Origin of the sequence: Acidovorax sp. 106, assembly GCF_003663825.1 — a bacterium.
Lineage (GTDB): Bacteria > Pseudomonadota > Gammaproteobacteria > Burkholderiales > Burkholderiaceae_C > Acidovorax.
Genome location: NZ_RCCC01000001.1, coordinates 3683141 through 3703766, shown reverse-complemented (window position 1 = coordinate 3703766; position 20626 = coordinate 3683141). Strand labels below are relative to the sequence as shown.

Annotated in this window: 12 protein-coding genes and 1 pseudogene; 8 read left to right on the top strand and 5 right to left on the bottom strand. The window is 64.4% G+C overall.

Annotated features, from left to right (window positions below):
* Positions 1–59 precede the first annotated feature (59 nt).
* The 4 genes and pseudogenes from C8C98_RS16405 to C8C98_RS22235 form a co-directional block, all read right to left on the bottom strand.
* On the bottom strand, positions 60–1190 hold the full coding sequence (locus C8C98_RS16405; protein WP_121456325.1) for a two-component system response regulator: 1131 nt from the start codon (positions 1188–1190) through the stop codon (positions 60–62).
* A 24-nt stretch (positions 1191–1214) separates the two neighbouring features.
* On the bottom strand, positions 1215–6098 hold the full coding sequence (locus tag C8C98_RS16400; protein WP_233574695.1) for a PAS domain S-box protein: 4884 nt from the start codon (positions 6096–6098) through the stop codon (positions 1215–1217).
* Positions 6099–6311: 213 nt separating this feature from the next.
* Positions 6312–7922 carry a putative bifunctional diguanylate cyclase/phosphodiesterase gene (locus C8C98_RS22240; protein ID WP_370450446.1) on the bottom strand — a complete coding sequence of 537 codons (1611 nt, stop codon included), beginning with the start codon at positions 7920–7922 and terminating at the stop codon, positions 6312–6314.
* Positions 7923–8027: 105 nt separating this feature from the next.
* Positions 8028–8360: pseudogene (locus C8C98_RS22235) on the bottom strand (PAS domain-containing protein); the annotation flags it as partial.
* 714 nt (positions 8361–9074) lie between these two features.
* On the opposite strand from C8C98_RS22235, the gene mutS reads away from it, so the two are divergent.
* The 5 genes from mutS (at position 9075) to C8C98_RS16370 (ending at position 17400) form a co-directional block, all read left to right on the top strand.
* On the top strand, positions 9075–11702 hold the full coding sequence (mutS, locus tag C8C98_RS16390) for a DNA mismatch repair protein MutS (RefSeq protein WP_121455154.1): 2628 nt from the start codon (positions 9075–9077) through the stop codon (positions 11700–11702).
* A gap of 208 nt (positions 11703–11910) precedes the next feature.
* Entirely contained in the window at positions 11911–12738 is an 828-nt protein-coding gene (locus C8C98_RS16385; RefSeq protein ID WP_121455153.1) for a proteasome-type protease, read from the top strand.
* 30 nt (positions 12739–12768) lie between these two features.
* On the top strand, positions 12769–13674 hold the full coding sequence (locus C8C98_RS16380; RefSeq protein WP_121455152.1) for an alpha/beta fold hydrolase: 906 nt from the start codon (positions 12769–12771) through the stop codon (positions 13672–13674).
* Between the two features lie 405 nt (positions 13675–14079).
* Positions 14080–15513, top strand: a complete 1434-nt coding sequence (locus C8C98_RS16375; protein WP_121455151.1) for an oxygenase MpaB family protein — start codon at positions 14080–14082, stop codon at positions 15511–15513.
* A 135-nt stretch (positions 15514–15648) separates the two neighbouring features.
* On the top strand, positions 15649–17400 hold the full coding sequence (locus C8C98_RS16370; protein ID WP_121455150.1) for a diguanylate cyclase: 1752 nt from the start codon (positions 15649–15651) through the stop codon (positions 17398–17400).
* 186 nt (positions 17401–17586) lie between these two features.
* On the opposite strand, the gene C8C98_RS16365 is transcribed toward C8C98_RS16370, so the two are convergent.
* Positions 17587–18411, bottom strand: coding sequence for an undecaprenyl-diphosphate phosphatase (locus C8C98_RS16365; protein WP_121456323.1), 825 nt, complete (start codon positions 18409–18411; stop codon positions 17587–17589).
* Positions 18412–18650: 239 nt separating this feature from the next.
* Between C8C98_RS16365 and C8C98_RS16360 the strand changes: the two genes are divergently transcribed.
* From C8C98_RS16360 to C8C98_RS16350, 3 genes are all read left to right on the top strand, one after another.
* Positions 18651–19100, top strand: coding sequence for a DUF2306 domain-containing protein (locus tag C8C98_RS16360; RefSeq protein ID WP_121455149.1), 450 nt, complete (start codon positions 18651–18653; stop codon positions 19098–19100).
* A 106-nt stretch (positions 19101–19206) separates the two neighbouring features.
* Complete coding sequence (locus tag C8C98_RS16355; RefSeq protein WP_121455148.1) at positions 19207–19494, top strand: 2TM domain-containing protein; 288 nt, start codon at positions 19207–19209, stop codon at positions 19492–19494.
* A gap of 7 nt (positions 19495–19501) precedes the next feature.
* Complete coding sequence (locus C8C98_RS16350) at positions 19502–20608, top strand: dienelactone hydrolase (protein WP_233574573.1); 1107 nt, start codon at positions 19502–19504, stop codon at positions 20606–20608.
* The last annotated feature ends 18 nt before the right edge of the window (positions 20609–20626 follow it).

Genomic DNA, 20626 nt, shown 5'->3' with positions numbered 1-20626 from the left:
TGCAGCAGCTCAAAGGCATCGCAAGACAGCACCACACGGGCCCCTCAAGGGCCCGTTGCTCATTCTGGGTCGGGGTACTTCAGCGCGATGTTGCGGAAGTCTTCCGCAATCTCCACAAACGCATCCACCATATCTGGGTCAAAGTGCGTGCCCTTGCCTTTGACAATGGTGCTGCACGCCTGCTCGTGCGAGAAAGCCACCTTGTACACGCGCTTGTTGATCAACGCGTCGTACACATCGGCCACCGCCATCAGCCGGGCCGACACCGGAATACCCTCGCCCGCCAGCCCCTGCGGATAGCCGCTGCCATCCCACTTTTCCTGGTGGCTGTAGGCAATTTCCTTGGACACGCTCAAAAACGCCACCCGCATGCCCAGCCGCCGCTCGGCGTCTTCGATGGCGTTGCGCCCCAAGGTGGTGTGGGTTTTCATCACTTCAAACTCTTCCACCGTGAGCTTGCCAGGCTTGAGCAGGATGCTGTCAGGGATGCCGATCTTGCCAATGTCGTGCAACGGCGCCGATTTGTAGAGCAGCTCGATCATGCGTTCGGTCAGCAGCGACTCAAAGCGCGGGTGGTTGCGCAAGCGCTCGGCCAGGGTTTTCACATACAGCTGGGTGCGACGGATGTGGTTGCCCGTCTCGTTGTCACGCGTCTCTGCCAGCGACGTCATGGCCATGATGGTCACGTCCTGAATGGCCTGCACCTCCAGGGTACGCAAGGCCACTTCGCGCTCCAGGTACGCGCTTTTATCGCGCAAAAAGTCGGCCGTGGCCTTCAGCGCCAGGTGGGTGTTGACGCGTGCCAGCAAAATCGGCGGGCTGATGGGCTTGGTGATGTAATCCACCGCCCCCAGGGCCAGGCCCATGCGCTCGTCATCGGGGTCTGAGCGGGCCGTCAAAAAGATCACCGGGATGTCGCGGGTGGCTGCATTGGCCTTCAGGCGGCGGCAAACTTCGTAGCCATCCACCTCGGGCATCATGATGTCCAGCAGCACCAAGTCAGGCGGTGTCCCAGACATCGCGATCTTGAGGGCTTTCTCGCCGTTGTTGGCCACCTTGACCATGAAATGGTCGCGCAGCAAAGTGCCCATGAGCGTGAGGTTCTCGGGCGTGTCGTCCACCACCAACACGGTGGCAATGTGTTGATCCACCAGGGTGGATGAGTTCACGACAAAGGGCGCTTGTTCCATGGGCATTCCTGCGAAGTACACCGTTCAGAGATCCTGGCCGCCAACGGGTCGATCCGGAGAATCGCCCTCCCGCCGCTCGGGCATCTGCTCCAGGGCCAACTCGAAATCAAAGTTGCGAACTTGCGCTTGCACCACCGCAAAGCTTTCGCCCAGCACGACCTGAAGCATTGTTGCATTGTGTTGCAAAAACTCGGTGGCCGCCGGGTCATCACGCTCCAGCAGTTGACGCAACTGCGCCAATGCGTCGTCGGGCGATGTCAGGGCCACCTCTGGGGTGGACGCTGGCGCCACAGGCACGGGCGAGACCTGCGCCAGCTCAGACTGACGCACCCACGCTTGCAAGCCTGCCACCAACGGCTGCATGGACGCCGCCAGCGCACCCAGCAGCGGAATCAACTGGGGGGTCGAACGGTCCACTTGCGGGTTGCGCAGGGCCTGCTCCAACGCATGCGCATGCTCTGAGGCCTCCTGCGCCCCGATATTGGCCGCCACCGAGCGCAGCGTGTGTGCCAGCCGTTCGGCCAGCGCGCGGTCCCCGCCCGCAATGGCCGCATCGATCTGGGACACCACCGACGACTGCGCTTGCACAAAGCGGGTCAGCATGTCGGCATATAGCGCAGGCTTGCCCAGCGCACGCTGTAGTCCCAACGTAGTGTTGAGCCCCAGCACCACCGGCGGCCAGCCCACTGGGCGGGGCACAGGCGCGGCAGGCACCGCCAGGGGCTGTGACAGCGCGGGCGCCGGCACAGCCTGCACCCCTAGACCGGGGCGCGGACGGATCCAGCGCGAGAGCGCGGCCCACAACGCGGCAGGCTCAATGGGTTTGGCCACATGGTCGTTCATACCCGCATCAAAGCAGCGTTGCCGGTCTGACTCCATGGCATTGGCCGTCATGGCGATGATGGGCAGATCACGGTAGCGCGAGTCACGGCGCAACTGCCGGGTAGCGGTCTCCCCATCCATCACAGGCATCTGCATGTCCATCAGCACAGCGTCGTAGCTGGTTTGTTCCAGTTGGTCCAGGGCCATCTTGCCGTTGTCCGCCACATCTACCACAAAGCCGGCGTCACGCAGCAACTCCACGGCCACGATCTGGTTGAGTTCGTTGTCCTCCACCAGCAGCACGCGGGCGCCGCGCACCGCCAAGGGCAAGACTTCCACCGCCGGAGCCACGGCAGGCACTCGCAGGTGGCTTGCGCCGTCCAGAGGCTGCATCAAAGTATCGAACAGCACTGAAGCATTGACCGGCTTGATCAGTACCGTCTCAATGCCCTCGGCGCGGGCAGCGCGCATCACATCTTCGCGCCCATAGGCGGTGACCATGAGCATCTGCGGCACCTGGGGCATGCCCAGGCTGCGAATGTGCCGGGCCAGCTCCACGCCATCCATGCCTGGCATGTGCCAGTCCAGCAGCAACAGCCCATAGGGGCGCGGCTTGCCCATGGATTCGCGCAGCGTCTGCAAGGCCTCCAGGCCGGAGTAGACCTGGTCCACCTCAAAGCCCATGGCCATCAGCATTTCTGACAGCACCGTGGCAGCGGTGTGGTTGTCGTCCACCACCAGCACACGCCGCCCGCGCAGGTCGGCCGGCGGCTGCAGCACCCGCGCGGGGGCGCCGCGTTCCAACGGCAACGTGATCCAGAACGTGGAGCCCCGCCCAAACTCGCTGCGCACGCCCACCTCGCCCCCCATCAACTCCGCCAGGCTCTTGCAGATGGCCAGCCCCAGCCCGGTGCCACCATAGCGGCGCGTGGTGGAGGTGTCGGCCTGCTGAAAGCTCTGAAACAAGCGCGCAATCTGCTCTGGCGTCAGCCCGATGCCCGTGTCACGCACCTCAAAGCGCAACATGACGCGTTGGGCACTTTGCTCGAGCAGGCGCACCACAATGCTGATCTCGCCTTTGTCAGTGAACTTGATGGCGTTGTTGGCGTAGTTGATCAAGATCTGCCCCAAGCGCAAAGCATCCCCCACCAGATTCGGGGGCACATCGCTGGCCACATCGCATACCAGCTCCAAGCCCTTGACGCCCGCCTTGTAGCCCACCACATCGGCCACGCTCTCCAGCAGGCGGTCCAGCACAAAGGGCTGCTTTTCCACCGACAGCTTGCCCGCCTCGATCTTTGAAAAATCCAGGATGTCGTTGATGACCCCCAGCAGGTGTTGGCCGGCCTGCTGGATCTTGCTCACGTAGTCGTGCTGGCGCGGGTTCAGGCCCGATTTGAGAGCCAGGTGCGACATCCCGATGATGGCGTTCATCGGGGTGCGGATTTCATGGCTCATGTTGGCCAGAAAATTGGACTTGAGCGCGGTCGACTCCTCAGCCAAGTCTTTGGCGCGCAACAGGCTTTGTTCTGCCAGCTTGCGCTCGGTGATGTCGACAAACGTTCCGATCGCACCGCCCGCAGACCCATCAGGTCTCAAAAAGCCGTGCAGCCAAAACAGGGTGTGGTGCATCTGGCCATCGGCATAAGGCAGGTCCACCTCTTTGTGCACTGCCCGTAAGCCGTCCAAGGCCTGCGCGGCATCCTGGTCAAACTGCGAGCGCAACTCATCGGGCAAAAAGCCCAGGTCGTAAACGGTTTTGCCGATGAATTCGGCGCGCTGCACACCAAACGCCTGCTCATAGGCGCGGTTGAAGCCGATGTAGCGGCCATCGGCTCCTTTGTAGAACAAGGGCACGGGAATGGCATCGATCAATGCCTGCTGAAAGTCCAACTGCGCGGCCACCTGGGCCTCCAGCTGCTTTTGGTCGTGGATATCGACATTCACGCCCACTACACGCACGGCCCTGCCCTGCTCGTCGCGGAAGATGCGCGCGGCCTCCAGGAACCAGCGCACCTCGCCATCGGGCCGCACGATGCGCCAGGAGTCTCGCAAATAGTCTTGCGTGCCATCGATGCTGGCATCAAAGTAGTCGCGGGCGCGGTCACGGTCCTGCGGGTGCAGGCAGGCCAGCCAATCGTCGCGCGACTGGGGCTGCGAATCAGGGGCAAAGCCCATCATCACCGAGAGCTTGGAAGACCACAGAATGCGGCCGCTGAGCAAGTCCACGTCAAAGACGCCAATCTTGCCGGCCTCCTGCGCCAGCTCCAGCCGTTCATGGATTTCTCGCAGCGCCACCTCGGCCTGGCGCGCCTCGGTCACGTCCTCGATCACCCACAGCGAAGCATTGGCAAACGCCTCCATCTGCAGCCTACGCCCCGACAGCCGCGCATGGAAGCTGCTGCCATCGGGGCGGTGCAACAAGGCCGTCTCACGCACGGCCTCATCGGGCTCCAGCCCCGGCATGGCCTTGGCACGGAAGGCCTCAAAGGGCACATCGCCACCAAACAAGAACGCCGCATAGCGCCCCAGCAGTTGCGACGATGTTTCGCCCATCAGGGCCACAAACGCGGGGTTGAACTGGCGCAGCTGCCCATCGCAAATCAGCACGATGGGCGGGGCGTTGTCAAAAATGGCGGTTTGCTGCTCCAGCAGCTCATTGAGCAGGCGCTCGCGGCGCTGCAGTTCGGCCTGCGAGCGCATGCGCTCGGACACTTCTTCGTGCAGGCCCACGATGGCAATGCGCTTGCCCCGCGCATCGAACACAGGCGACAACGTGGCCTCGTCGTGGTAGATGCTGCCGTCGCGGCGCTGGTTCACAAAATTGCCCCGCCACGACTGCCCTGACAGCAACGTGGCCCACATGGACTGGTAGGTTGCGGCAGGCGTCTGGCCGCTGGCCACGATCGAGGGTTTGCCCCCTCGCACTTCCTCCCGCGTGTAGCCGGTGTTGCGCTCGTACTGGGGATTGACCCATTCAATGCGACCATCCCCATCGGTGATCACCACCGCCACAGGGCTGCTCTCCAGCGCAGCCCCCAGCACCCTGAAGCGCTCCAGCGCTGCCACCACCTGCGCGCGGCTGCGCAGCAAATCCAGCAGCAGCCAGCCCAGCAGCGCAAACAGCACAAACGCCACGGCCCCCACCTGCACGCGCTGCGACCAGGGCATCAAGGCACTCACATCGTCCAACAGCACCAGCTGCCACTGCCCGCCCGGGTCGCGCAGGTCGATGCTACGGTGCGCAATGGCATGGGGCACCCCGTTGAGCACGACCTGCGCGGACTCGGGGCTGAAGGGCAATGCCGACGCCACGCCCTTGTCAAAATGCCGCCCAAACTGCCGCGATGCGCGAATGCTGTCGATACGAGCTTGCGTAAGGGGCGGCGCCACGGCAAACAGCCATTCGGGTCGCGTGGACGAAAACGCCACCCCCTGCGGCGACAGCAGCAAAGCGGGCATGCCAATGCGCGCCAGCAGGCTGTCAAACGACTCAAAACCCACCTTGAACATCACCACACCGATGATGGCGCCCGAGGGCGAGTCCATCTCGTACAGCGGGGCGGCGTAATAGAGGCCGCGCTCCTGCGAGTTGGTGCCGATGGCCGGGTAGACGCTCACCCCGCCCTGAATGGCTTGCTGGAAGTAGGGGCGATAAGCCAAATTGATGCCCGTGGAACGCGGCCCGGCAGTCTCGTGGGCCACCACTGTGCCGTCGGCCGACATCACGTACACGCCTTGCACCAAAAACCGCTCGCGGGCCACGCTCAGGCGGGCCAGCGCCTGCGGATAGTCCGGCGCAAGCGCGCCCCGGGCCATGTCTTTGAGCAAAGGCTCGCTCAGCCCCAACAACGACACAGCCCCCGACATGCCGGAGCCCATGGCCTGGGTGTTGAGCAAATCGGCCGCTTGCTGCATTTTGGTCTGGCGGTCCTCGTTGCGGTCCACCCCTCGCCAGTAGGCAAACAGCTCCACCGTGAGCCAGGTCGCCAGCAATGCGGCCACGGCCACGACGGCTACAGCCCTGAAGCCCCCGGCATTGCGGTCCAAAACCTTGTCCACAAACATCCCCACGCCGCCACCCATCTGCTTCACGCCCAGCGCAACGCAGCACTCAGGCTGCGCAACCCATGGTCTGACCCAAATGATTTATCGCGCATCACTCACTCCCTAAAGACTGAACGCACCCACGCGCTATCGATGGAGATATTTCGCCGCTGAATAGGCCCTTCCGCCACGCACCGCAGGAACCGGCTGCGCCAAGTGGCACTGCAGCGTCACGCGCTCGCCACCATGGTGCTACTGGTGCGGGTACAAAAACGCGTCCATCTCTTCCACAGGGACCGGTCTGCCAAACAGATACCCCTGGAACCCCTCGCACCCGTGCAGCCTCAAAAACCCCAGCTGCCCCGCCGTCTCCACCCCCTCGGCCACCACCTCCAAGTCCAAGCTCTTGGCCAGCGCCAAGATCGTCCTCACAATCGCCGCGTCGTTCGGGTCGCTCAGCACGTCCCGCACAAAGCTCTGGTCTATCTTCACCTGGTCCAGCGGTAGCCGCTTGAGGTAGCTCAAACTCGAGTACCCCGTGCCAAAGTCATCCAGCGCAAAGCCCACCCCTTCTTTCTTGAGTTGCTCCATGCGCTCTATCGTGTCTTCTATGTCTCCCAGCAGCAGGCTTTCCGTGAGTTCGAGTTTGAGTCGGCTTGGGTCGGCTTGGCAGTCTTTCAAGGTGCCCAGCACTTGGGCCACGAAGCCTGCTTGTCTGAATTGCCGGGCGCTGACGTTCACGGACAGGGTCAGGTGCGCTGTGGCCGGGTTTTGCGCCCAGGCGGCCAGTTGGCTGCACGCGGTGTGCAGTACGGTTTGCCCCAGCGGCAGGATGAGGCCGGTTTGCTCTGCCAGGGGGATGAAGTCTGCCGGGCTGATCATGCCGCGCTGGGGGTGGCGCCAGCGGGCCAGTGCTTCTGCCCCCACGAGTTTGCCGTCTTGGTCCACCACGGGCTGGTAGTGCACCATGAGTTCGCCCCGCGCCAGGCCTTGGCGCAGGTCGGCTTCCAGGTTGGAGCGGGCGTTGACTGCCGCTTGCATGTCGGGGTCAAAGAAGCGTTGGGTGTTGCGTCCTGCAGCTTTGGCCTGGTACATGGCCAGGTCTGCGCGTTTGAGCAGTTCGTCTACGCTCAGGCGTTGTTCCCCGTACAGGGTGATGCCGATGCTGGGGGTGCTGTAGTGTTGCCCTCCGTCCAGCGCGAAGGGTTCGTTCAGGCTGGCCAGCAGTTTGTCGGCGACGATTTCTGCTTGGCTGGCGGCTTCGTGCAGGTCGGCGCTGAGGTTTTCCAGCATGACGACGAATTCGTCCCCCCCAAAGCGCGCGACGGTGTCGGCTTCGCGCACGCTGCCCACCAATCGGGCGGCCACTTGGGACAAAAGCTGGTCGCCCATGTCGTGGCCCAGGGTGTCGTTCAAGTCTTTGAAGTTATCGAGGTCGATGAACAGCAGCGCCCCTTGGGCTTTGGTGCGTTGGCCTGCGGCGATGGAGCGTTGCAGGCGGTCCAGCAGCAACCTGCGGTTGGGCAGCCCGGTCAATGCGTCGTAGAACGCCAGCCGCTCGATCTCTTGCTCTGCTCGCTTGCGGTCTGTGATGTCCATGGTGAAGCCATGCGACAGCACCGTTCCATCAGGTTCCTTGTGGGGCACGGCGCTGGTCATGTGCCAGCGCACGTCGCCCTCGGGCGTATTGACGCGGTATTCGCACTGCCAGGGCACCATGCGACGCACCGACACCAGAGCCGAGCGGCGCAGCTGTGGCGCATCTTCAGGAACCACATGCTTGAGCAGCAGGCCATGGTCTCGCGCCACCTCGCCCGGCGTGACGCCCAAAAACTGCCGCACGGCATCGCTGATGTACTGCACGCTGGCCGTGGAGCCATCGGCATGCAGGCGGTATTGGTAAATGAAGCCCGGAATGCGGCTGGCAATGCGCTGGATGAACAGTAACTGCTCACGCAACTGCTCGGCAGCGCGGTGCTCTTCCGTCACATCCTGCACCACACCCATTTGCACCGACATGCCGTCCCGCGACAGCGAATGCCGCACGCGCGAACGCATCCAGCGCACCTCGCCATCGGGGCGTTGCCAGCGGTACTCCATGTCAGAGCCATCACCCAATCGGCAGGCCTTGTCGTAAACCACACGGTCTTCGGCAGGGATGCCACTGACTGCACGCTCCGTGCTAAGCCACTCCTGGCGCTCGAACCCAGCAATGTCACACAGGCCGGGCGACCACAGCAACACCGTCTCACCCGGGTCTTCAATGCGGCGCCAGTGGCCTGCGTGGGCCAGACTCTCCATGGTGTTGAAGACCTCGGTCTGCTCGTGCAGGTCGCGGCGCGCATCGTCCAATGCGGCCTCGGCGCTGGCCAATGCCACGCGCAGGTTTTCGGCCTCAGAGGCGTCGCGCACGCTCACCACGATGCAGTGGTCGGCCACGCGCCGGGCCGACAAGTCCCACGCCAGTTGCACCCGTGTGCCCTCGCGCACCACCTGGCGGCAGTCCAGCGGCACGCCCAGGCGGGCCACTGCGCACAGCTGCTCCACCAAAGAGGTGCCTGCGAGCAAATCAAAAACGACCTCGGCCAGCACGCCCTCCTCACGTACTGCGCCCAGGCCCGGCATGCGCCGGGCGGCGGCGTTGGCCGCCCACAGGTAAAGGTGGTCTTCCTCCAGGCGGAACTCCAGCAGCGCGACAGGCACCACGTCCAGCAGGGCTTGCATGCGCCCATGCGCATGCGGGCCCATTAGGCTGTCGCCCTCGGGGTAGAGAAGATCTGTCAGCAGTTCGGAAGAAATCACGATCGCTCTGGAATCTCTGAAAAATGAAAGTCTGGGCCTGGCGATGGGTGACGACAGCCGCCGCAATGATGACAGTATGTCAAAAGGTAACAGCAAACCGGAACAAAAAGGCAGAGATTTCTCAAACGCGCGCCCTTCTGTACCCTGCTACAGTCCACGCCTCATCGCCGCAGCCCCCTGCCAAAACGCCATCTCCAGCCACTTTCAGCCCGCATGTCCGAGACGCTAGAACACCACACACCCATGATGGTCCAGTATTTGGGCCTGAAGGCCGCGTACCCGGACACCCTGCTGTTTTACCGGATGGGCGATTTTTACGAGGTGTTCTGGCAAGACGCAGAGAAGGCAGCCCGCCTGCTCGACATCACCCTCACCCAGCGCGGCCAATCGGGCGGGCAGCCGGTGGTGATGGCGGGGGTGCCCTTTCACGCGCTTGAAAACTACCTGGCCCGCCTCATCAAGATGGGCGAATCGGTAGCCATTGCCGAGCAGGTGGGTGAAGTGGGTGCCACCAAAGGCCCCGTAGAGCGCAAGGTGGTGCGCGTGGTCACCCCCGGCACGCTGACGGACACAGAGCTGCTGTCTGACAAAACCGAATCCATGCTGCTGGCCGTGCACCAGGGCCCGCGCGCGCGCTGCGGCTTGGCGTGGCTGAGCGTGACGCAGGGCCGTGTGCACCTGGCCGAATGCACCCAGGACGAGCTGGCCCACTGGCTGGGCCGCGTGGCCCCGAGCGAAGTGATCTACAGCGCGGGCGTGACCGAGCGCTTTGAGCAGCAACTGCAGGTGATGCGCCAGGGCGGCGCCTTCACCTGCCCCATGAGCCTGCGGCCCGACTGGCAATTTGACAGCGCCCTGGGCGAGCGCAAGCTGCTGGAACACCTGGGCGCAGCCAGCCTGCAGGCCTGGGGCGCGCACGGGCTGGGCGAGGCCCATGCCGCCGCCGCCGGGCTGCTGGCCTACGCGGAGCACACCCAGGGCCGCCAGCTCACCCACGTGCACACGGTGCAGGTGCAGCGCGGCGACGACCTGATCGACCTGCCCGCCACCACGCGGCGCAACCTGGAACTGGTCAAGACCTTGCGCGGCGACGACGCGCCCACGCTGTTCTCGCTGCTCGACACCTGCATGACGGGCATGGGCAGCCGCCTGCTCAAGACCTGGCTGTTGGAGCCCCAGCGCGACCGCACCGAGGCCCGCCGCCGCCTCTCGGCCACCACCACACTGCGCGGCGCCGGGGGTGCGGGCGGTGGATCGGGCCCCTGGGTGCAGCTGCGCGGCGAACTCAAGGGCGTGAGCGATGTGGAACGCATCACCGCCCGAATCGCCCTGCGCCAGGTGCGCCCCCGCGAACTGGTGGGCCTGTGCAAGACGCTACAAAAATCAGAGCTGCTTGCGCACAATGCACAAGTGCCAGAGCCGTATTTGGCCCAGATCTTCAGCCAGCTGCAGCCGCCTGCAGGCTGCACCGACCTGCTGTGCCGCGCCATTGCCGAAGAGCCTGCAGCCTTGGTGCGCGACGGCGGCGTGATCGCCAGCGGCTTTGACACCGAGCTGGACGAACTGCGCGCCATACAGACCAACTGCGACAGCTTTTTGCTGGAGCTGGAAACCCGCGAAAAAGCACGCACCGGCATCCCTAACCTGCGCGTGCAGTTCAACAAGGTGCATGGCTTCTATATTGAAGTGACCGGCAGCTACCTGGACCGCGTGCCCGACGACTACCGCCGCCGCCAGACGCTGAAAAACGCCGAGCGCTTCATCACGCCCGAGCTGAAGACCTTTGAAGACAAAGCGCTGTCGGCCAACGAACGGGCGCTGGCCCGCGAGAAATGGCTGTACGAGCAGATCTTGGACCAGCTGCAGCCCCATGTGCCCGCCCTCACGCAACTGGCGCAGGCCCTGGCCACGCTCGATGTGCTGTGTACGCTGGCCGAGCGCTCGCTCACGCTGAACTGGTGCGCGCCCCAGTTTGCGCCCGAGCCCTGCATCGACATCGAAGGCGGCCGTCACCCGGTGGTGGAGGCGCGGCTGGCCGAGACATCGAACGCCAGCTTCATCGCCAACCACACGCGGCTGACTGCCAACACCCGCATGCAGATCATCACAGGCCCCAACATGGGCGGTAAATCGACCTACATGCGGCAGGTGGCACTCATCACGCTGCTGGCTTGCATGGGCAGCCACGTGCCCGCCACCCACTGCCGCATTGGCCCCATCGACGCCATCCACACCCGCATTGGCGCAGCGGACGACCTGGCCAACGCGCAGTCCACCTTCATGCTGGAGATGACCGAGGCCGCGCAAATATTGCACGCCGCCACGCCCCACAGCCTGGTGCTGATGGACGAAATTGGCCGGGGCACCAGCACCTTTGACGGCCTGGCCCTGGCCAGCGGTATTGCCACGCACCTGCACGACAAGACCCGCGCCTTCACGCTGTTTGCCACGCACTACTTTGAATTGACCGAGCTGCCCACCAAGGCACGCCACGCCGTCAACATGCACGTGAGCGCGGCCGAAGCGGGCAGCGACATCGTCTTCCTGCACGAGATCCAGCCCGGCCCGGCCAGCCGCAGCTACGGTATCCAAGTGGCCAAGCTGGCTGGCATGCCCTCGCCCGTGCTGCACCACGCCCGCCACACCCTGAGCGCGCTGGAAGAGCGCGCGGGCGAGGACGAAGCCCAGGTCGACCTGTTTGCAGCCCCGCCCGAGCCGGAAAACGCAGGCGCGAGCCCCGTGGAGGCCGCCCTGTCGGGCATCAACCCCGATGCGCTCAGCCCGCGCGAAGCGCTGGATGCGCTGTACCAGCTCAAGCGGTTGGCGGGTTCGCACTCCTGAATTGCAGTCAAATGGGGCTCCAGCGCTTGATATCAAAGCGCTAGCAGCTATATATTTAATAGCATCGATGTCTGCACAGAGGGCCTGCAGGTGCCTGCAAACCCACCTGTATCGTCGTCCACAGGCCCCTTGGCGACAACTGGGTGACCGCTGACTTGCTGGGCGGCGCACTACACTCCACGCTTTGTCTTTTTCCCGATTCGATCCAATGACGTACTGCGTCGCCATCAAACTCAATGCCGGACTGGTGTTCCTGTCCGATTCCCGAACCAACGCAGGCCTGGACCAGATCAGCTCGTTTCGCAAGATGATGATCTACGAGAAGACGGGCGACCGCTTCATGGTGCTGCTGTCGGCAGGCAACCTGAGCATCTCCCAGTCGGTGCGTGAGATCTTGCAAACCACCCAGGTCAAAGACCGCGAAGACGGCGAGGCCGTCACCATCTGGAACGCCAAAAGCATGTTCGACGCTGCCCGCGTGCTGGGCGCGGCCGTGCGCCATGTGCACGACCGCGACGGCGCCGCCCTCAAGCGTTCGGGCGTGGATTTCAATGTGTCGATGGTGTTTGGCGGCCAGATCAAGGGCGAAGGCATGCGCCTGTTCCAGGTCTACTCAGCGGGCAACTTCATCGAAGCGACCTCTGAGACGCCTTACTTCCAGGTGGGCGAATCCAAGTACGGCAAGCCCGTGCTCGACCGTGTGCTGACCCCTGAAACGCCTCTGGAAGAGGCCGCCAAGTGCGCGCTGGTGTCCATGGACAGCACGCTCAAATCCAACCTCTCGGTGGGCCTGCCGCTGGACCTGGTGGTGTACGAGGCCGATCGATTCGCCACCGACAAGGTGGTGTGCATTGACGAGAACAACCCCTACTTCCGCATGCTGCACAACAGCTGGGGCCAAAAGCTGCGCGAGGTGTTCGACAGCATTGAAGACCCAGCCTGGAACGGCGGCAGCACCCAAGCGCCGATTCTGTCCCACACCACGCGCGCCAAGCCGCTGCGCAAAATCACCACACCGCAGGACAAGCTGATCTGAGCCACCTGCGCTGAGCCGCTTCACACCACCATGCCACGCACGCCCAGCCAGACCCTCCCGCCCAGCCAATCCGCGCCGCAGGCGCTACCCCTGCCTGTGGTGTTTTCGCACGCCAACAGCTTTCCGGCGGGCACCTACCGGCTGTTGTTCAAGCACCTGCGCGAGCGGAACATGGACGTGAGCGCCGTGGAGCGTTTTGGCCACGAGCCGCAGTACCCGGTCAGCAACAACTGGCCCCATCTGGTGCAGCAGTTGGCCGACTTTGCGCAAACCCAGGTGCAGCGCGTCGGGGGGCCGGTGTATTTGGTGGGGCACTCGCTGGGCGGCTTTCTGAGCGTGATGGCCGCTGCCCGCCACCCCGAGCTGGTGCGCGGCGTGGTGCTGATCGACTCGCCCCTGATTGGTGGCTGGCGCGCCAATGCATTGGGCATGGCCAAAAGCACGCAGGTGGTGGGCTCTATCTCGCCCGGCAAGGTCAGCAGCCGCCGCCGCGAAAGTTGGACCAGCAACGAAGAGGCCCTGGAGCACTTCCGCAAAAAGAAGGCCTTTGCCCGATGGCATCCCCAGGTACTGCAGGATTACATTGAGCATGGCTTGCATGACCACGCGGGCAAACGTGTGCTGGGGTTTGACCGGGCGGTGGAAACCGCCATCTACAACACCCTGCCCCACAACCTGGGCCGCCTGCTCAGCGCCCACCCGCTGCGGTGTCCCGCAGCATTCATCGGCGGGCGCGATTCGGAAGAAATGCGCCAGGTGGGCATGGCCATGACCCAGCGCGTAACCCAGGGCCGCACCATGATGCTGGACGGCAGCCACCTCTTTCCCATGGAGCAGCCCCTGGCCACGGCAGCGGCCATCGAGGCATCGGTGCTGAATCTGCAAAGCCTCGGCGACATGGGCGGTGGCAAGGCAAACCAGCGCCCAGCGGGCTAGCCTGCGGCAGCCGGGTCAGGCAGGGGTCTTCAGGCGCGAGTGTGCCGTGCTCGCCGCAGACAAGCGGCCAGGAGACCGCAGGTTCGCCAACACGGCGCGCAAATAATTGCATGGGGTTGTCGTACGTTTACCCTACACTGAGCAGCTAGTTACAGTGTGATACACGCCCATGCCCTGCCCCTTTGCCCCAGTTGCCGCCCCACGTGCTGCCCGTGTTGCTGCTCCTGTCGCCGCATTGAGCGACTTGCGCTTCCCAGGCGAGGGGGAGCGGCTGTGCGTGCGGACTGCAACCCGGCCTGCGCCTTCGCCTGAGCAGCTGGGGCAACTGCAGCTCAGGGCCCATGCCGCGCGCATAGCCGACCAGGCCACACTGCCCCAGACGAGACGCACCGAAGGAACCCCTCGATGAATCCGCATCTGCGTGCTGCCAATGAGGCAGAGCTGAATGCTATGCAACTGGACACCGATCCGCTGGCCGACGACACCATCGCGCGCATCCTCGGGCCCTGGCCTTCGGGCATGCCCACGCTTGACGCACAGCAGTGGCAGGCCATTGCCACCGTCAACCGCCTGCTGGGGCAATGGAGCAGCAATGCAGCGCTGCAGCATTGGCGCGCCGAAGGCGAAGGGGTGACGCCCGCCATGGCGCAGGCCTTGCAAGACTATGTGGCGCAGGGCCAGGTCCTACCGCCCTGGGCAGACCACCGCAAGATTGAGCGGGCCGAGCAGCTGTTCATGCAGCACGGCGCACTGTCGTGCATCTTGCTGTTTTGCTCCAGCCTGCCCGAGTGTTACGTGATCCCGGACCTCTCCAGCGTGCTGCACACCACGGGCCAGCTGGAGCAACACACCGAATATCGCATTCGCGCAACCGCCGCCATGATTTTTCCGGTCATGCTACTCGGCGGACTCACCCAGCCCAGCGGCTCTGGCGTGGCGCAGGTGCTGAAGGTGCGGCTCATTCATGCCACCGTGCGCAATCTGATTTTGCGCGGCAAGCCGCAAGACGCGCGCAGCCGCATTCGTGACAACGGCGTGCTGCCCCCCCTGCCGCTGACAGGCGCCGCAGCGACCTCCATGCACCAGGTGCTGTACGCCCGGGGCTGGGACTTGGCCCAGGGCGCGCCTTGCAACCAGGAAGAGCTGGCCTACACCCTGCTGACCTTTGGCTATGTGTTCCTGCGCAGCATGCGCAAGCTGGGCATGGGCCTGCGCCCTGCCGATGAGGAAGCCTATCTGCACGCATGGAACGTGGTCGGCTACGTGCTGGGCATTGACCCGGCCCTGATGGTGCAAAACATGCACCAGGGGGAGTCGTTGATGGCCCAGATGCAGGCCCGGGGCCGCGCCCAGCCGGTGCAGCCCGATCCGCGCCCCGCCCTGGGGGCGGCGCTCATGCAGACCATGAGCCAGGCCATCCCCTGGTCCATCGCCAAGCCGTTTCCCCCGCTGATGACACGCTACCTGTGCGGGGCACAGACAGCGAAAGACCTGGGCTTGGACTCAAAGCAGATTCCCTGGCTGTCGCGCTGCGCATTCTGGTGCGTGATGCTGGCAGCGCGGGTGGTGGACGATGTGGTGCAAACGATGCTGCCCCGGTTTTCCATCACCCGGGCACTGGTGCGCATCGTGGGTTACCACTTCATGAGCCGCGTGCTGATGAACCAGACCCGACCGCTGCAGCTGCCCGACCAACTTCTGAACCAGATGGACGACACCATGGCCAGCTGGAGCGACGACCCGCATGCGCCCGACTGGCTCAACCGACTGGAAGACCGCTTCACCACCGCCGGGCAGTGGTCGCTGCGCCGCAAGGCTCCAGCAGGTACCCCGACATGAAGGCCGCCACAACCACCACAGCCGCCAAAGCGGCTGGGCTGCTCTAGGCGCGGCACGGTCGGTGCAGCCTGTCACACCGTGTTTGTACAAGCACTCCTCCCCCTTGTTCACTGGCTGACAGGCCGGGGCAGCCGCATGGGGAGGGTACGCAGCGCCTGGCGCGCCGCAGCGCTGTGCTTGCTGGCCGGGGCATGGGGCGCGAGCGCGCAAGCGGCGGATCCCCTGTTCTTGAGCGATGCCCAAGGCAGAATCCAGGCTTGGCCCGTCGTCACGCTGCTGATCGACCCGCCCGGCACCCTGAGCGTCGAAGAAGTGCGCCAGCAGCCGGACCGCTTTGAGCGCCCGACCCAAAGTGCCACGCTGGGCGTGCGGCCAGACGCCGTGTGGCTGCGCATTCCGCTCAAGGTCGACCCCACCTCCGAAGGCCGCTGGATTCTGGACATCAACCACCCCGACCTCAACCGCATTGAAGTGCTGCTACTGCACAAAGGCGAGGTGATTCAGCGCAGCTTGCTGGGCACCGAGGTGCCCCCCGCCGAACGGCCACTGCGCGGCCGCACGCCGGCGCTGCCCCTGGTGCTGGCACCGGGTGAAGCCTACGAGTTGCTTCTGCGCGTCACAACGCAGGGCGCCATGATTTTGCCCATCACGCTCAACACGCCTTCGGGCATGCTGGGCGCAGCCATTGACGAGCAAATGCTGCAGGGCGTGCTGACAGGATTGGCGCTGTGCCTCATTCTCTACAGCCTGGCACAGTGGGTCAGCCTGCGCGAGCCGTTGTTCGCCCAGTACGCGCTGCTTACCAGCGGCAGCCTGGTGTATTCGCTGCACTTCTTCGGGGTGGGCCAGCAATACCTGTGGGGCCACAGCCCCTGGGTGACCAGCCATGCCGTAGGGCTGTCGTCGTTGTTGGCTCTCACCGGGTGCTTTTTGTTCATGGGCCAGGCGCTGGAGGGACACAACCCCCAAAGCCGATTCCTGCGCATCATGCGCTGGGGCGCGGTGCTCACCACGGCGCTGGCGCTGGCGCATGCGCTAGACCTTCTCACGCTCAAGGCCGTGGCCGTCATCGTGAGCCTGCTGGGGACTGTGCCTTCCCTCCTGAGCGTTCCGCGCGCGTGGCGACGTGCGCGCTCTGGCGACAGCATGGGCACCACCTTGCTCATCGCCTGGCTCGTGTATGGGGTGGGCTCGGCCGTCGCCATTGGCGTGATCAATGGGGGTATCCCCGTCAACTTCTGGAGCCTGCACGCCTTTCAGATATCGGCCACGGTGGACATGCTGCTGTTCATGCGCGTGCTGGGCCTGCGCACCAAGGCGCTGCACATCAAGGCACAACTGGCCAGTGAAGAGCTGGACGCCATGCATTCGCTGGCCCACACCGACCCTCTGACGGGGCTGCCCAATCGGCGCGGGCTGCAAATGGCCCTGTCAGCAGCCCTGTCGCGCGTGGCCCCTGAGAGCCTGCTGGCGGTCTACGTGATGGACCTGGACGGCTTCAAACCCGTGAACGACCAGCACGGCCACGATGTGGGCGACGAACTGCTGGTTGCCGTGACCAAACGACTGCAGGGCCACCTGCGCCAAACGGACGTGATTGCGCGCCTGGGGGGCGATGAATTTGTGGTGATGACAGGGCACCTGCCAAACCCGGCGCAAGCGCACGAGCTGGGCCTGAAGTTACTCGACGCTTTCAACTCTCCGTTCTCGCTGGGCTCGATCCAGGTACAAGTGGGCCTGACCATTGGCTACGCCATTGCCCCCGATGACAGCCAGGACGCCGCTGGGCTGCTCAAGCTGGCAGACGCCGCCATGTACAGCGGCAAGCAAGGTGGCAAGTTCTGCGTACGGCGCAACACCGGAGATTTGGCGCTGTCGTCGGTTTGAGAACCTGATCAGCGCGAGCTTGACCGTGTCAGTGGAAGGGGCTGATGCTGCGACATGGTGTCGGTATCGGGCGCGTCAGCCACTCTGCCAACTGCGCCCACGCCGCAGAGCACTACAGCAAACCGCAGAACACCAAATCCATGACCTGCCTGAACGTGGGGCACTGGCTTGGTTTCGATCAGGGGGTCAGTCAGCCCACTGCACCCAGCCCAGCCAAGCGGTGACCAGCACCACCACACCGAACACAATGCGGTAGTAGGCAAACGCCACGAAACTGTGCGTGCTGATGTAGCGCAGCAGCCAGCGCACACACAGCCAAGCGCTGATGAACGAAAACACCAAGCCGGTCAGGAACATCGGCGCATCGGCCATCGACAGCAGGGCCCGCTCTTTGTACAGGCTGTACACGCCCGCACCAATCAGCGTGGGGATCGCCAGAAAAAACGAGAAGTCCGTCGCAGCCTTGCGCGACAGCCCCAGCAGCATGCCGCCAATGATGGTGGAGCCACTGCGGCTGGTGCCAGGCACCATGGCCAGGCACTGCACCAGGCCCACCTTCAGGGCGTCCATCGGGGTCATGTCGTCCACCGCCTGGATGCGCGTGGCCACGGGCGCACGGCGCTCGGCCCACAAGATGATGAAGCCGCCCACGATGAACGTGGTGGCCACCACAACGGGCGTGAACAGGTGCGCCTTGATGGCCTTACCAAACAGCAGCCCCAGCACCACGGCGGGCAAAAAGCCAATGAACACATTGAGCGCAAACCGTTGCGCCTGCCGCTCGGTGGGCAGCGCCACCAGCGTGGCGCGGATCTTTTGCCAATACACCAGGATCACGGCAAAGATGGCGCCGGTCTGGATGGCGATGTCAAACACCTTGGCTTTGGCATCGTCAAAACCGAGCAGCGAGCCCGCAAGAATCAAATGGCCAGTGGACGAAATGGGAAGAAACTCGGTCAACCCCTCTACCACCCCCATGACAGCGGCCTTGGCCAGCAAAACGATATCCACGCGCAATTCCTTCCAGCCCGGCGGGCCGCCAAAAACGCAAATTATCGTCCCACCATGGCAGGCTTTGGCTCCTGCTGTACGGCCCAAGAGGGCCTGCGACCAGGCAGCGCCCCTGCCACTCGCGCACAGCAGCCTGCATTTCACGCCACGCCCCTGCAGTTCGTCGCAAACCGGTGGTGGCTGTGTGCGGGCATCGGCACAGTCACGTCCATCCCAGCCACACCGCAGAGATAAACGCCATGACCACCGCCCTGTCCACCACCCTGCCCACTACGTTCTCGACCCTCAGCCCCTCCATCGCCATCCACCTCACGGCCGCGCTGCTGGCCACCGCCATGGGCCCTGTCGCGCTGTGGGCGCGCCTAGGCAAAACCCAACGGACACGGCTGCACCGCGCCGCGGGCTACGCCTGGGTCACGCTCATGGTCGTTACGGCCTTGTCCGCACTCTTCATCCATGGCAACAAAGGCCCGCACATCGCTGGCTTCGGCCCCATCCATCTGCTGGTGCCCGTCTCGCTGGGGCTGATTGCACTGTCTTTTCGCTACCTCGTGCGAGGCAACATCCAGGGCCACCGCAAAACCATGCAGGGCGTGTACATCGGCGCCTGCCTGGTGGCAGGGGCCTTCACCCTGCTGCCCCAGCGCCTGCTGGGCCACTGGCTGTGGAGCAGCCTGGGGCTGATCTGAACGCGCTCCCTTCGACCTCCACGCCTTCGCTCACCACAGCCGCAGCAACGGCGGCACCTCTTTTCACTTGAATACCCGCCTTCAAACTTACACCAAGGAGCCTGCAATGCCACATGACCTGAACCCCTGCAACCCCCACGCCTCGCTTGACCCATTGGAGCGCATGGCCCGCCGCCGTGCCTCAGCCAAGCTGGGCTGGTTCATCCACGCTATGGTGTTTGTGGCGATCAACCTGCTGCTGGCCGTGCTATCGGCAGCGTCAGGAAAGTCATGGGCCGTTTTCCCTGCCATGGGTTGGGGACTGGGCTTGGCTATCCATGGCATGGTGGTTTTCGTACGCGCCGGCGGCTGGTACGAGCGCCTGCTGCGGGCTGAACGCGCACGCCTGGGATAAAACCATCATGCACGCCACTCTCAAGCTACACGCGCACTTTGCGCGCCTTGGCCCGCGCCTGCTGACCATGGGCTTCGCCGCCCTGCTCGCCGCCACCAGCTGGGCAGGCACGGGTCTTGCCACTTTGCCGGGGCAGCAAGGCGACGAGCCCGTCACCGTGTTCTACCCCACCCAGGCGCCCAACCAGTCGATCCAGCGCGGCCCGTTTTCCCTGCAGTTGGCACCTGACGCGGCCCCTCAAGCCGGCAACGGGCGGCTCGTCGTGTTCTCTCATGGATCGGGTGGCAACCCCTGGGTGCATGCCGACTTGGCCCAGCGGATGGTGGAAGCCGGCTTCGTGGTGGCCATGCCGCTGCACCGGGGCGACAACTACCGGGACACCTCCACCCCAGGGCCTGAAAGTTGGCGCCGACGGCCTGCAGAAGTGTCCAGAGCCATCGATGCAGTCGCAGCATCGTCCCAGTTCGGCCCCATGCTGCAGCTGGACCGGGTGGGTGTGGCGGGCCAGTCTGCTGGCGGCCATACGGCCCTCAGCCTGGCGGGCGGCGTGTGGTCTGCGGCCCGGTTCGTAGCACATTGCCAAGCACACATGGCAGAGGACTTCAATGCCTGCGTAGGCACCTACACCCGGCTGACAGGGGGCTGGCTGGACGGCCTCAAAAAGGCATCGGCCAGCGGTGTGCTGCGGCAGCGCTTCAATGACCCCGAGCCCGTGAGCGCGCACGACCCTCGCATTGCCGCTGCGGTGGCCGGCGTCCCTGCGGCAGCGGACTTTGATCTGGATTCGCTGCGGCACCCGCGCGTTCCGCTGGGCTTGGTCACTGCGGGGCAGGACCTATGGCTGACACCCCGCTGGCATGGCGAAGCCGTGGCCGCTGCATGCCCCGCTTGTGAACGCATTGCCCACCTGCCCCAAGCAGGGCACAGCGTCATGCTCTCGCCCATGCCGCCGATGGAGCTTTTGGACAGCACAAGCCAGCACCTGCTGGCCGACCCCGAGGGCTTTGATAGATCGGTGCTGCCAGACATGGACGCTCGCATCATCGCGTTCTTGAGGCGGCATCTTCTGTTGCCAGCCCCAGCGCATGCGGTGATGGCAGACGTCGTGCATTGACCGGATCTGCGGGAGCGG